The 13,658-nt window shown below is 42.0% G+C and carries 11 protein-coding genes; 7 read left to right on the top strand and 4 right to left on the bottom strand.

The window, feature by feature from the left end; all coding sequences use genetic code 11:
- Positions 1-70: 70 nt before the first annotated feature.
- From ACYQ2C_RS01410 to udk, 6 genes are all read left to right on the top strand, one after another.
- Positions 71-1,330 (top strand): serine hydrolase domain-containing protein, encoded by a 1,260-nt coding sequence (locus ACYQ2C_RS01410; RefSeq protein ID WP_460099299.1) that lies wholly within the window; start codon positions 71-73, stop codon positions 1,328-1,330.
- A gap of 254 nt (positions 1,331-1,584) precedes the next feature.
- Positions 1,585-2,352 (top strand): DUF1223 domain-containing protein, encoded by a 768-nt coding sequence (locus ACYQ2C_RS01405; protein WP_460048553.1) that lies wholly within the window; start codon positions 1,585-1,587, stop codon positions 2,350-2,352.
- 536 nt (positions 2,353-2,888) lie between these two features.
- Entirely contained in the window at positions 2,889-4,160 is a 1,272-nt protein-coding gene (locus ACYQ2C_RS01400) for a GTP cyclohydrolase II (RefSeq protein WP_460048554.1), read from the top strand.
- A 9-nt stretch (positions 4,161-4,169) separates the two neighbouring features.
- Complete coding sequence (locus tag ACYQ2C_RS01395; protein WP_460099295.1) at positions 4,170-5,387, top strand: DUF1688 family protein; 1,218 nt, start codon at positions 4,170-4,172, stop codon at positions 5,385-5,387.
- Positions 5,388-5,430: 43 nt separating this feature from the next.
- Positions 5,431-6,054, top strand: coding sequence for a uracil phosphoribosyltransferase (gene upp, locus ACYQ2C_RS01390; protein WP_460048558.1), 624 nt, complete (start codon positions 5,431-5,433; stop codon positions 6,052-6,054).
- 100 nt (positions 6,055-6,154) lie between these two features.
- Complete coding sequence (gene udk, locus ACYQ2C_RS01385; protein WP_460048559.1) at positions 6,155-6,760, top strand: uridine kinase; 606 nt, start codon at positions 6,155-6,157, stop codon at positions 6,758-6,760.
- A 574-nt stretch (positions 6,761-7,334) separates the two neighbouring features.
- On the opposite strand, the gene ACYQ2C_RS01380 is transcribed toward udk, so the two are convergent.
- The 4 genes from ACYQ2C_RS01380 to ACYQ2C_RS01365 form a co-directional block, all read right to left on the bottom strand.
- Positions 7,335-8,321, bottom strand: a complete 987-nt coding sequence (locus ACYQ2C_RS01380) for a LacI family DNA-binding transcriptional regulator (RefSeq protein ID WP_460048560.1) — start codon at positions 8,319-8,321, stop codon at positions 7,335-7,337.
- Between the two features lie 549 nt (positions 8,322-8,870).
- Entirely contained in the window at positions 8,871-10,871 is a 2,001-nt protein-coding gene (locus ACYQ2C_RS01375) for a transglutaminase TgpA family protein (protein ID WP_460099292.1), read from the bottom strand.
- Between the two features lie 253 nt (positions 10,872-11,124).
- On the bottom strand, positions 11,125-12,120 hold the full coding sequence (locus tag ACYQ2C_RS01370) for a DUF58 domain-containing protein (protein ID WP_460099289.1): 996 nt from the start codon (positions 12,118-12,120) through the stop codon (positions 11,125-11,127).
- Positions 12,101-13,021 carry an AAA family ATPase gene (locus ACYQ2C_RS01365; protein WP_460048564.1) on the bottom strand — a complete coding sequence of 307 codons (921 nt, stop codon included), beginning with the start codon at positions 13,019-13,021 and terminating at the stop codon, positions 12,101-12,103. The genes ACYQ2C_RS01370 and ACYQ2C_RS01365 overlap by 20 nt, the downstream gene beginning before the upstream one ends.
- Before the next feature lie 275 nt (positions 13,022-13,296).
- Here ACYQ2C_RS01365 and ACYQ2C_RS01360 point away from each other — a divergent pair, with 275 nt between their 5' ends.
- The gene (locus ACYQ2C_RS01360) at positions 13,297-13,551 is read left to right on the top strand and encodes a hypothetical protein (RefSeq protein ID WP_460048565.1); all 255 of its coding nucleotides are present in this window, start codon (positions 13,297-13,299) and stop codon (positions 13,549-13,551) included.
- The last annotated feature ends 107 nt before the right edge of the window (positions 13,552-13,658 follow it).

The raw sequence follows: 13,658 nt of genomic DNA, 5'->3' as shown, positions 1-13,658 counted from the left end.
CCTGATTAACTCATCCATGATTTAATCAGAGGACAGCGTTTATCGAAGAAGATTGTATTAGGGAATAATAATGATTTATTTTACTAGGGCTGTAACATTATTTGTATTATTAGCGGCTTGGCTTGCGCTCAGTGTCTATGGTGGTGTAAGTGGATGGTGGTTATCTGCAATTGCGCCTAAAAATAATACCGAGTTATTTGTTACCGCCATTGATGAGAAAATTAAATCTCAAAATCAAGGAAACACCGCGTTCATATTGATCGAAGATGGCAAGATCGCTACCGAAAAATACTATTCGAATAACGATAAAATTAATGGTGATACCCTATTCCCATTAGCATCCATGAGTAAATTATTTGCAGCCTACGGCGTAATGCAATTGGTTGAAGACGGCAAAATAAATCTTGATGAACCCATCGAGAATTATTTAACGCGCTGGCATCTGCCTGAGAATGAATTCGATAATAATTTGGTGACAACACGTCTGTTGCTTTCACACACAGCAGGTTTAACCGATGGTTTAGGTTTTGGCGATTATACAGCAGAAGAATCTTTACCCTCTATCGAAGAGTCTTTACAACACCCTCGCGCCTCTGCCGATGAAAATAAAGTTATAGCAGTAGGAATACCTCCGGCGACCCAGTGGCAATATTCCGGTGGTGGTTATTTAATTCTGGAATTATTAATTGAAGAAGTAACGGGAAAACCCTTTGCTGACTGGATGCAAACATCGGTTTTTAATCCCCTCGACATGGATCGATCAACCTATAACTATTTGGGAGATTTAACCAATACAGCCAATATTTACAACGAAAACAGCGAAAAAATTCCCTTCTTTCAATATGCTTCAAATGCAGCAACAGGATTATCGTCAAGCCCAAACGATCTAGCAAAATTTATTGCAGCATTTTTGGATCAAGACGCAAACATCAACAAACCAATGAGCGACGAATACCACAAGCTCATGCGTGAACCCACTGGCTACGTATTAGGTGCTCCCATATGGGGGTTGGGGGCAATGCTGTATGCGCCAACGAACAATAATGATTTTGTGTTTGGTCACGACGGCGCTAACAGTCCCGCTATTAACACCGCATTGCGGATCGAACCTAACGGCAAAGACGCAATCATCGTTCTTGCCAGCGGCAACGCACAGCTTGCCAGTACCGTAGGTTATGAGTGGACGCTATGGAAAACCGGTTATCCTGATTTTCTCGCCTTCGACAGTGCTGTAAAAAGCGCGTTGGTGCCCGCAAGTATAGGCTGTTTAATCATTGTTATTCTTTTCATCGTCTTCTTAAAAAGCCGAAGCCAACGTAATAAGATATAAGCTGGTTTATAGAAAGCCCTGCCCTGATTGAACCGGAGATATCAGAGGCACAAGGATGTGTCGTCGATTTTTATCACTGCATATGATTAGAATCGAAAGTGGGCGCCACTTTATGCACTGAGCTAATATCAAATTTTCTTTTACTGTATTTTTGTATAAGAGTACCAATCCGCTCAAAAGTGACTATCTTGTGAGGATTTAGCCGAAGTACTTATCCAATAATCTTAGGAAAGTCTTTTCAGGTGAGTTTCATTATGAAAATAGTTACCGGATGCGCCCTAACACTTGTTTCTTGTTTCGCCTTTGCGGAACAAAAGCTATCAACACTAACCGCAGATTTAACCAGCCAAGATAAACCACCAGTCTTGCTAGAGTTGTACACCTCAGAAGGCTGTAGCAGCTGCCCAAGAGCCGATCGCTGGTTGCGTAAGCTTGATCAAGCCGAAGGTTTGTGGACCGAATACGTTCCTATGGCATTCCACGTAGACTACTGGAATTATTTGGGTTGGAAAGATCGTTTCTCGTCACAACGATATTCAGATCGTCAGCGCAAATACCAAAACGACGGCCAAATTAACTCCGTCTACACGCCTGGGTTTATCGTTTCTGGGCAAGAATGGCGCAGCTGGTTCAGCAATCCCTCATTAGAATACGTACTGGACAAAGTACAAACCCCAGAAAATAAAGCCGTATTACAGCTGAACGTTGAGAATGGACGTTACCAAATCAGTTATTCCGGTGAACTAAGTGACATCGGCGACGTTAATTTTGCACTGCTTGGTATGGGCATTAAGACTTCCGTAAAACGTGGTGAAAATCATGGCCGCAACCTTGAACACGACTTTGTGGTGCTCGATTGGCAAAAGCTGGATAAAAACCGCGATAACTGGACTGGCCAAATTGACAGTCAGTACGATCACGAGGTGGAAGGCTACGCTGTAGTTGCTTGGGTTGAAAACGCCGCTATCAATACGCCCAAACAAGTCGTTGCTGGCTACCTAAGTCGTTCAGAGGAATCTTAACACCGTTTTTATTGCCCGCTTTTTTTAGACAAAAAGTGGGTAATAACCCCAAAGAAAACTTTTTTACATTTTTGTATTATTTAAGGAACCTCTGATTAACTCATCCATGATTTAATCAGAGGACAGAAATTGAAAATACGATTTCCAATTTCTTCACAATTTCAATCACTTACCGTTCTTGAAATTGGCGACACATCCTTGTGTCGCGGGAAACTCTAGGTTAATCAGAGTTTCCTTAAAAATAAAAATTTTTTACCTTATAAATATCGGAGTTTTTACACGTTTTTCGTCTAAATTTTTCGATATTTTTAGAATTAACAACTCAATATTCACTTTCACGTCATCTAATTTTCTTTAAATAACTTACGTCCTAGGTTACTCACCAGCGACGATTATCTTCCGGTGTATTCAGCCAATTTTCGTCACAGTTTAATGGCTATACTTTATCGTACAGGAAAGTGACATTTTATTTGACCAATGAAAGTTAATCGGTTAACGTGATTTGTATTAATAGCTTGGACGCTGGAGGGTTCACTATGAGCACAGATATCGCTAGTACTAAAGAAAGCATTGTACGAGATCACATCCGTCTGACCTCTCACACAATCGATTTGCCGAGTATTCCGCCCATTAATTGGGGCGCGGCTACTCCTCAAGAACGTGGCCCGGTAGTGGGTACCGTAACCGAGCGTGCGCACCGAAATTGTATTGGTAGCCATAGCGGTAGTTACACCATCTACCGAGCTTTATCCATTGCATCGGGTAAGTTTCCTAAGGCGCACAAGCCAGACTTAAACAATACCCAACCCACCGATACAATTTCTCCACAACCATCGTGGAGTATGCCCGATAAGATCATTTCTCTTGATCCTTGGGGCGCAAACATTGTTGAAGACTTTGGTGATTATTTAGAGAGTGGTTACAACATTCAACCAACCATCGCCGTTACCAAAGCACATTTACAGCTTCCTGAAATTAAAGAAGCCATTCGCGAAAAACGCCTAGAAGCCGACGGAAAATTTGTAACCGCCTCTGGTGATGTACGCGTTACTAAAATTGCTATTGATCCTGTTTGGCATTTACCCAGTATCGCTAAACGATTTGGTTTAACCGAAGCGGCTCTGCGTAAAATTCTTTTCCGCGAAACCGGCGGCATGTTCCCAGAGCTTGTCACGCGATCAGATTTAAAAATCTTACTGCCACCCATTGGTAGCACTACCGCCTATGTATTCGGAAATGTTTCTGATCTTTCAAATCCAGAAGTAGAACTTACCTGTCGTGTACACGACGAGTGTAATGGTTCCGACGTATTTGGGTCAGATATTTGCACATGTCGCCCTTATCTTACTTACGGTATCGAAGACGCAGTTCGTACGGCTCAACGTGGTGGCGTTGGTTTAATTGTTTATTTCCGAAAAGAAGGCCGTGCATTAGGTGAAGTCACTAAATTCTTGGTGTACAACGCGCGTAAACGTCAAAAAGGCGGCGATAGCGCAGCAACTTATTTTGAACGTACTGAATGTGTTGCGGGTGTTCAAGATGCGCGCTTCCAAGAATTAATGCCGGATGTATTGCACTTTTTTGGTATCACCAAAATTCACAACTTGCATTCAATGAGCAATATGAAACACGATGCCATTGTAAATAGCGGTATTGAAGTCATAAATCGCCTTAGTATCCCGGACGATTTAATTCCGCCAGATGCGCAAGTTGAGATTGAAGCTAAAAAAGCTGCTGGATATTTTTCTGTTGCCGGTGCCAAACAAGGTGAGCAACTCGAAAAAGTTAAAGGTCGAGATCTGGATTAATCAATCGCTATGTCTGTAGATGCCAAAACTCTAGAAACTCTGTTTCTACCCAAAACAATTCGTGCTCAAGCGCAGCGTATTTATAACGCTGCGTTAGCGGGCGCGACCCACTTTGACATTCATGAAGACAAACTAGAGGCAACGGCTGATTACGTTTTAGAGATTATCAAACAAAATTATCCGAGCTTAGAAGTGCCCTACCACTCTCGCTGGCGGCACTATGAAGTTGGTAACCGTTTTCAACTAAACAGCTACTTCGCAACCACAGAAAGCTTTTTCCCTATCGAAAAAGCCAAAACCGGTTTGGATTTAATTATTCCATCGGTATTGGTTGACGCAGGCGCCGGTGAGCATTGGAAGTACAAATCTGCAAACACGGTAACCATTGGTCGCTCGGAAGGTTTGGGTTTAGCCAGCTTAGATGCATTTTTAGCCGGTGCTTTTTCCGATCCGTCACCACAAACGGGACGCCCAAATACCTGTGCAGCGGGCCTAAAAGCCTTAACCAGCACGGCATTTAAAGAGTTCTTTCAAGTTAGCGAGGAGAATCCTCTAGCGGGTGTTGAGGGTCGTTTAACGCTGCTTTGGAATCTCGCCGAAACACTCGAAAGCAAGCCTGAATTTTTCCCCAATCAACGCCCCGGTGATTTAGTTGATTATCTGCTAAATACCTACGGTGACGAAATTCATGCTGTGGATGTTTTGACAACTGTTTTACAAGCCTTGGGAGACCTTTGGCCCGGCAGACTCACCCTTAATGATAGAAATCTTGGCGACACTTGGGCTTATCAGCCGTTTGGCGAAGGTTTTGATGCGCTAGTACCGTTTCATAAGCTCTCGCAGTGGATCACCTATTCTGTTATTGAAACGCTGGAAATGTCTGAAATTACCGTGACACACGTCGAGCAATTGACTGGTTTGGCGGAATATCGCAATGGCGGCTTAATGCTTGATAGTGGTTTAATCCGTTTAAGAAATCCTGCCTTAGCAGAAAACATGTGGTTACCGGCCAGCGAAATTATTATTGAATGGCGAGCATTAACCATTCACCTGCTTGATAAACTGGCAGCTCTTATTTGCCAAAAACTCGGAAAAACAGAAGAAGAATTCCCACTGGCAAAAGTGCTTGAAGGTGGTACTTGGGCGGCCGGTCGCGCTCTCGCAAAATTAAGAGACGCTAATATGAATCCGCCGCTTAACATCGTCAGTGACGGAACCGTTTTTTAACGTCTGTTTAAATCGACATTACTTTATTCGACAGAGAAATTTCATGCCTTTAACGCTTTTAGATCACCCAATCGCTCAGCATAAACTGGGCATTTTACGCTCTAGCGAAACAACCCCAGAACAATTTCGCAGCCTAATGTCGGAATTGGGTTTGATGTTATTTGTAGAGTCTACTAAAAACCTAGGCACTCGACCTGCAACGGTAAATGCGCCTTTTGGCGAGGCTGAAGTCCGCTTAGCGGCAGAAAAGATCGCCTTAATTCCTATTCTTAGAACCGGCTTGGGCATGATTGAAGGTATTCAAAATTATTGGCCAGATGCCTCTGTGGGACACATCGGAATTTATCGCGATAAATTTCTCAACAACACAGTTGAATATTATTTCAAAACCCCTAAGAATTTGTCCGAATCAATCACCTATATTTTTGATCCAATTATTGCGACCGGTGATACCGCCATCGCGAGTATTGAGCGTCTAAAAGAAAGTGGTGCTAAACGTATTCGGTTCGTCTCAATACTGGCTTCCCAAGAAGGCATTAAAGCGATAGAAGATAACTATCCTGATGTAGAAATATTTACTCTTTCTGACATCGATGTCGTAACTGAGCAAGGTTATGTTGCGCCGGGAATTGGTGATGTAGGTTCACGTTATTACAATACACAATAGTGTAAACGTACTATACTACGCGACCTTTTTATTTAACGACTAACTCTTGTAGCTCAGTTTAATGTTATCAGCAGTGAATAACCCAGAACCTAGAATTCCTTTGACTAAGAACTCGCATATTATCGCCGTAGCCGGTGGCAGTTGCTCAGGTAAAACAACCATGGCTCGGCTGGTAGCTGAACATCTTGGTCCCGAGAACTGTGCCATTATGTATCAAGATTCCTATTATTTAGGACTCGAAACCATTACTAATTATGATCTACCCGAGGCCATTGATTTTAAATTAATGGCCGAACATTTAGATCAGCTGAGAAATGGGCTACCCATTGAAATGCCTTGTTATGACTTTACAACGCACCGCCGTAAAGTTGAAACACAGACATTATTACCAAAGCCAATAATTCTGGTTGATGGGATTTTAATTCTACACGCGCAGCAACTTCAGAAAAGTTTTGACTACAAAATTTTTGTTGAATGTAATGAGCATGAACGCCGACAACGACGTTTAATTCGCGACATTCAAGAACGTGGTCGCACCGAAGAAGAAACACTGCGCCAATTCAACGAGCAAGTTGTGCCTTTACATAATGAACTTGTTGAGCCATCAAAACATTGCGCCGATTTTATTTGCATCGCAGAGAACGATACTCCGCCGGCACAATTAGCTACTGATCTACTCGATTACTGCAAAAAAATAATTGTTTAGTGAGTTCACTTTAAAAGCACTGATTAATCGCTTGGTGAATTAATCGGTGCTTTTAAACCATAAAACCTGCCAACTCTATCCGCTTCAAACACATCAAAATCCCTTGCTAGAAAATTTTCACTTCTCTTCTGTCACTTTAAAAATTCTATCGCGCTATTTTTTCCTACAAACTTATTAAAACCTACAACCGTATTGACCTAAAAATCTGACTTTATTTCGTCGATCTTACTAAATATTTCGGCTTTAAAATAAAGAATGAATCTATCAGTACTTACTCATAAATATTTGTAGAAAATTCTGATGAATCTAGAGTTTCTAGCAACACAAAAATGTATTGTCAGTTTTAAGAATTGGAAATACTAGAAAATATGGACAAATTGCAACTCGAATTTTGAGTTTTATTCCCCAATTAAATCACGGTGGGGCTTGTCAAAGATTTCTGTAGAGTATTCGCACTCAAAAAAACAAGAAAATAAATTAAAGTAACAAATTGGCAGGAAAATAAAATGCTGAATCTAATATTGGGGAAGCCTCTCACAACAGAGCAGTGAGAGACCCATAGAACGTTAAGATGTTAGTGTTTAAATTGAATTAAACTATCACGCTCTAGAATTTCGACCGGCAATTTCACGTCTTTTACCGGCTCGTCGGGATTTTCAATGCGCCACAAAAGCGTATCAAAAGCGGCTTCACCAATTTTACGAATCGGTAAATTGATGGTTGTTAAAGCGGGAGTAACCAAATTGCTCCAATCAATGGCATCAAAACCAATAACCGAAACATCGTTAGGAACAGCGACTCCGTTTTCGTGATATAACCTTAATAAACCAATGGCTAAGGTATCGTTCGCGGCGATTACACAACTAACGGGATTATTCAGAATAGTATCGGCACAATCTTTTGGAATATTAATACCGTATTCCGTGGACACTTCCCAAGCAATTTCAATATCGTTACCGAGGGTACCTAATAGGCCTTTCTTTCTTAATCTCGCCGCAGTAGAACGATCTGGACCCGATAAAATACCAATGCGTTTATGGCCTTTTTCAATGGCTAACTGCGCCTGAAGACGCCCGCCAAGTTCGGAATCGGCGTAGACATTATCAAAACCCACAATGGGCCGCTCCGTGGTTACCACAGGGCAAGTAAGGTTTTGGTCTTCAACGGAATTATCGTGTAACGGACACCAAATTAAGCCTTCAATGGCGTATTCAAGCAACCGGCCAATGCCAATGCGCTCTTCTTCGGCGGAATTTCTGGCATCCACCAAAAATACCGAATAGCCCTTTTTACTGGCAGTATCTACAACCGCTTGAGCCATTTCGGGAAAGAAAGGGTTACATAAATCTGGGAGAACTAAACCTACGGTGTAGGTCTTTCCGGTACGAGTTGCTTTCGCTAATCGATTCTCTTGATAGCCCATCTCCTTGGCTAATTGCTGAATCTTCTCTTTCATTTCGGCAGAAACCGAACCTGTGCCATTTAAAACATAAGAAACAGTTGCCTTAGAAACACCGGCGCGTGTTGCAATATCTTGAGTTGTGATCCGTTTTTTACGCATATCGATAATAGCCGTTTTTTGAATTCAGTCGCTTTTGAGCAGGTTTTAATCAGCCACATCCGTGAAACCTCGATCTACGTAAACAACTGAGATTCACTGAATATTCGTAATTTACACTAAAAATATTCTTAAAAAAATAATGGAAGATGTAATTTTTATAAGTTTAGTCGTTAAAGAACAGCTTTTTAATATTTGAAATAACAAATTGACATAGACCTTTAATCTGGAAATATCTGAAATTGTTACTCAAATAACCTTTCTAAATTAAAAACAATCTGACTCAAAGGACAAGAATTCGTGCCTAAGCTTTGTGAAACACTTAAAAATTCTCGCCTATTCTGAGCACTTATTGAAGCATGCTACGTCAATGAAAATCGTGTAAGAAAATGATTTACCCAAGATTAAAAAATACTTGGCGAACTTAATGAGATAACAGAAATTGAAAATACGATTTCCAATTTCTTCAATATTTCAATCTCTTACCATTCCTGAAATAAGTAATATATCCATATATCGCTATAAAATTTCGGTTAATCAGAGTTTTTTAAATTATTTAGCAACCGAAAATTTGGAAATTTTAGTTTTCAGATCTTTTATGGCGTGCGCATTACCGGCATAAACAGCGGCTTCAAATAAATTTGAAATTTGTAAAATTTCGTCTTTTTTCTCAGGGAATTGCTCGCAAACTCTACGTGTAAAAGCGCGATTATCTTCACCGGGTTTGCGCTCTACACCAAACTTTTTAAATTTACGGGCAAATCGATGGTATTCCCTAAGACCTGGCGCTAAGGGTCTTGGTCGACCACGCCACCAATAAACAAGTGTTAACAAAGCGACGAAACCAGCAAGACCGATGACCAACGATAAACCCGCTGCCCAAGATTTATTGCTGCCAAATAATTTACTAATTAATCCTTCTTGTTTGTCTTGATTGTAGTTTAGAACCCATTTTTGCCAATTATAATTCCACACATCCAATTGACGGCGCAGTTCGTTTAAAATACCAATATGTTTATACGCTTCTATAGACAGCGGATTATTAACGGCTCGTTGAAATACGGCGTCCATTCCTGACTCGATACGACTTGGAGCAACTGCGGAAGTGGGGTCAACTCGCTTCCAGCCTTCACCGGCTATCCAAACTTCAGCCCAGGCATGAGCATCGGATTGGCTCACCTGAATAAAGTCTTGAATGCGTTCACCGCCTTGGTAGCCGGTCACAACTCTTGAAGGAATGCCCGCGGCGCGCATAAAAAAAACAAAGCTACTGGCGAAGTGTTCGCAAAAACCACGCTTAGTTTGAAATAAAAATTCATCAACGGTATTTCTACCCAAAGCAGGAGGTTCTAAGGTGTAGGTAAAGTCACGGGTTATGTGATTTAAAAATCGATTCACAATTTGCCAGTCATCCGTCGCTTCTCGACGCCATTGCTGCGCTAACTCTCGGGTTCGAGGATTAAAATCCTCCGGCAATTGCAGTTCGAGTTGACGAAGCCATGCGGGCAATTCAACGGCCAAATCGTATTGCAGGTTAGATTCAACCGTGTAGCGATAACGCTGATTAACAGCGCCTTTTTTAATCCACGTAAAAGTACGCGTCAGACCAGTCTCTTCATGGGAAATATTGGCTAACGGCAGACTAAAAAGCCACGGTTGATTGGTTGGTTCGAGAATGACTTCGTATTTTATGGTTTCTGATTTGGGCTCAGCCCAACTGTACCAAGGTTGATGTTCTTGCGCGCCCTGCTCTACCCAATCGACTAATTCTGCACCGGGATAGGTTCCCCAGCGACTTGGAACCCAGGCACGGCCGTCGAAATGGGAAAACACCAAACCACGCCAATAAAGATCTCGATTCGCAGGAACATCGCCGTCAAAGGTTGCGGTGAATGCCCGGCCACCACTTTTCGAAAGCTTGCTAAAATCGCCCGGCGACATTGAATTGCTTACACCGGTAGTCGCATTATCTTTAGGTAAGGGTACAGCCCACAAAGAACCAATGCGTGGGAATAATAAAAATAAAATCAACATCACAGGAATGCTTTGCAAGACTATTTTTCCGGCCATAGGAAACGCTTGCGCCATGCTGTTTAAACGTTTGTCTTGATACAATGAAATCTGCGCGGCTAGCAACAAAATTAAACAGAACAAACCGTAGAGAAAATCGAATACCGTCTGTGAAAATAAAAATTGAATTGATGTCGTAAAATAACCTAAAAATATAACCGTAATGACATCGCGTTTTTTATGCATTTCCAACAACTTGAGCATTACCGAAACCATCAGTAACGCCACCATTGGATCTAAGCCATAAAAAGTACCGTATTGATAAAACAGCGCTACGGTAAAACCTACCGCCAAAACCGCTTTAATCCAGCGGTTTGGGAAAATCCAAGCACCCCGGTACAGCTGAATTCGCCAAACTAAAACAGCCACCAAACCAATCATTTCCCATACAGGTAAACGCAGTGAATGCGGAATCACTACAGCAACCAATGACAATAATAACCACGCCATGCAGTTTCTGGGTATATGTTCGATTTTGGCCATGTAAATTAACTTAATCTTTAAACGTGTTTTAACTAAAGGAATCTCTGATTAACTTATTCATGATTTAATCAGAGGGGAGAAATTGAAAATGCGATTTCCAATTTCTTCACAATTTCAATCCCTTACCGTTCTTGAAATTGGCGACACATCTTGGTGTTGCAAAAAACTCTAGGTCAATCAGAGTTTTCTAAATTAAAAAATCCAGCTGAGAGTTCAATCTAAAGAATCGGCTCTCAATAAACCAGTTGTATCGCTAGTGTTTTTTAAGGCTGTTCTGTAAAGCTTCGGCTTCGAATAACGCTAAATGCTTTAAGACGGTATTTAAATGCTGTTGACCACGATCGGGAGATAATTCTACGCCTGGCAATCGCAACCCATAATCGGCGTTATTTTTCTCGGCATCCACGGCTAAGTAGGTTAAACGAGACAGGCGATTTTCTCTGTCGAGTCCGACTAATAAATCCCAATCGAGCCATAATCGTGAATCAACAAAAGCACTGTAATTTTTGGTGAGCATACCTTGGCCACGAGCGTATTGTTTCCAGGCGACGTGTTTTAATGAGTCGCCCTGTCGAAATTCGCGCAAGCTGTTAAAGTCTTCACCGCCATGAATGCTGTGCAGTTTACCTTCGTTTTTATTGGTAATAGCTTGTGGCATGGGGCCGCTGGCCAGCGGTTTTGGATAGGTTAAAATATTTACGTTTAAATCAACCAAGCTCCAACATCGCCAAAGACCCAGCGGATGGCGAGATTCAATGACTAGCCTAGGCGGTTTAAACCAACCGCGGTATTCCGTCGGAATATACACGGTAATTCTTTTTTCGGTATCTTTAATAAAGTCTTCAACAACCACACTGCCCTTTGGCCAACTAAATTGCACGCTGTAGCGATCGACTCGTCCGGGATTAAACAGAAAATTAACTTCGGAAGATTCTCCGCAAAAAACCGGTGTGGCACTTAAAAAGCGAATTTCACTTTGATGAAGATTTTTAAAGGTGTGCAATATACACACATGAAATATCGCTAATAAAAAATACGAAAAAGCTAATGCCAAATTATTTTCGTAATTAGTACCTGCCAACCATACCAACGCAGTTGATAATAAATATCCCCAACCGGCCACGGTTGGTAATATAAAAAGTTTACGCTGTGTAAGTTGATGAGATAGTTGCGCGGGAATATTACGTTCAAGAAGTCGCTCAAATTGCGCGCGAAAGTATCTGCGCGGGTTAAGCGAAAACGTCGACATTTTCCAGTACTCGCTCTACCAATGCGTAACCACTTTGCCCCGAATAGTCTGCGGCATCGCGTACTCTGTGACCAACAACCGACGGCAGAAGAATTTGCAGATCTTCGGGCACAATGTGGCTACGCCCGTGCATTAACGCCCAAGTGCGAGCACAGCGCATTAACGATAAAGCGCCACGGGTTGAGAGCCCGTAGGAAAACTCCGACGAGGAGCGCGTATAAGCAATTAAACGTTGAATATAGTCGAGCAAACTCGGTGACGCTTGCACCTTAGTAGCTGCGGCGTAAATCTTGTCGAGCTTATCAACGGTCATTAAACATTTTAAATCTTTGATTTTGGTTCTGGGATCTTCGCCGGCTAATAACGCCCGCTCTACGGTCGCGTCGGGATAACCCAAACTGATACGCATTAAAAAGCGATCAAGCTGTGATTCTGGCAGTGGAAAGGTGCCATCTTGGGAGCTGGGGTTTTGTGTGGCAATAACAAAAAACGGATGTGGTAATTTTTTCGCTTCGCCATCTACCGTAATTTGCCCTTCTTCCATGGCTTCAAGCAAAGCACTTTGGGTTTTCGGTGATGTTCGGTTAATTTCATCGGCTAATAACAGTTGTGTGAATACTGGGCCGGGATGAAATTCGAATTGTGCGGTGCTTTGGTCGAAAATTGAAATACCGGTGATATCAGACGGCAACAAATCACTGGTGAATTGGACACGAGCGTATTCAAGTCCCAAAACCTTTGCCAAGGTCTGCGCCAAGGTGGTTTTGCCCATACCCGGCTGATCTTCAATTAACAAGTGACCTTTACTGAATAAGCAAGCCAACGCCATTTTTATTTGATGTTCTTTACCATGAACAATCTTACTGATCTCTGCTACCAGTGAATTAACTAATGCTTCCATGAATACCTAATCGTTTGCAGTGAAATCTGAGCGTAAGGATTATCGGCCAGAGGCCTCTGCTCGCCAAACCCAAAGTTTGACAGCTTTTACAATCTTAGTTGCCATTAAGCCGAGAAAGACGTCGTTGAACAAGGAAAAGAGAATGAACTCGTGAGATTTGCGACGAGTTTTGGCTTTTTATTCCACGAATGTTGTGTCTAGAAAATATTTCTTAACCGAAGAACTAACCAAGCCAGTTATAATCGTCATACACTTAAACTCAAGAGGTATAAACTTTGTACAGCGGTAAAATTCCTCCCGTCGCTTGGGCTTATATAGCATTGATCATCGTCTCGATATTACTGCCTATTGCTGTGGGCGTGATGATCACCAAGCTCTATCGTGTATTCCGACCAATTCAGAAAAATCAATTGCAGGGATTGGCCGCCGTTGGTCATAGCGAGCGCGATGGATTTTTTAAGATGGTTTTTATTGGCTGGTTGATCTGCTTGCCAATTTACATTGTGGTTTATCAGGCTTTTGCGAGTTAACGACGAACGCTGAAAAATAAAGAGAAGAGAGAAGAGAGAAGAAGAGAAGAAGAGAAGAAGAGAAGAAGCGAAGTTGCGCCTTATAGACTGCTCTAGAAGGCGCAAAT

It is taken from the genome of Sessilibacter sp. MAH3 (genome assembly GCF_054658275.1).
The sequence above is the reverse complement of the archived record's forward strand: the minus strand, read 5'-3'. Positions and strand labels throughout refer to the sequence as shown.

What these genes read in the sequence shown, in the direction of transcription:
- ACYQ2C_RS01410 (WP_460099299.1), top strand. Translation starts at nt 71, where the DNA reads ATGATTTATTTTACTAGGGCTGTAACATTATTTGTATTATTAGCGGCT.
- ACYQ2C_RS01405 (WP_460048553.1), top strand. Translation starts at nt 1,585, where the DNA reads ATGAAAATAGTTACCGGATGCGCCCTAACACTTGTTTCTTGTTTCGCC.
- ACYQ2C_RS01400 (WP_460048554.1), top strand. Translation starts at nt 2,889, where the DNA reads ATGAGCACAGATATCGCTAGTACTAAAGAAAGCATTGTACGAGATCAC.
- ACYQ2C_RS01395 (WP_460099295.1), top strand. Translation starts at nt 4,170, where the DNA reads ATGTCTGTAGATGCCAAAACTCTAGAAACTCTGTTTCTACCCAAAACA.
- upp (WP_460048558.1), top strand. Translation starts at nt 5,431, where the DNA reads ATGCCTTTAACGCTTTTAGATCACCCAATCGCTCAGCATAAACTGGGC.
- ACYQ2C_RS01380 (WP_460048560.1), bottom strand. Translation starts at nt 8,321, where the DNA reads ATGCGTAAAAAACGGATCACAACTCAAGATATTGCAACACGCGCCGGT.
- ACYQ2C_RS01375 (WP_460099292.1), bottom strand. Translation starts at nt 10,871, where the DNA reads ATGGCCAAAATCGAACATATACCCAGAAACTGCATGGCGTGGTTATTA.
- ACYQ2C_RS01370 (WP_460099289.1), bottom strand. Translation starts at nt 12,120, where the DNA reads ATGTCGACGTTTTCGCTTAACCCGCGCAGATACTTTCGCGCGCAATTT.
- ACYQ2C_RS01365 (WP_460048564.1), bottom strand. Translation starts at nt 13,021, where the DNA reads ATGGAAGCATTAGTTAATTCACTGGTAGCAGAGATCAGTAAGATTGTT.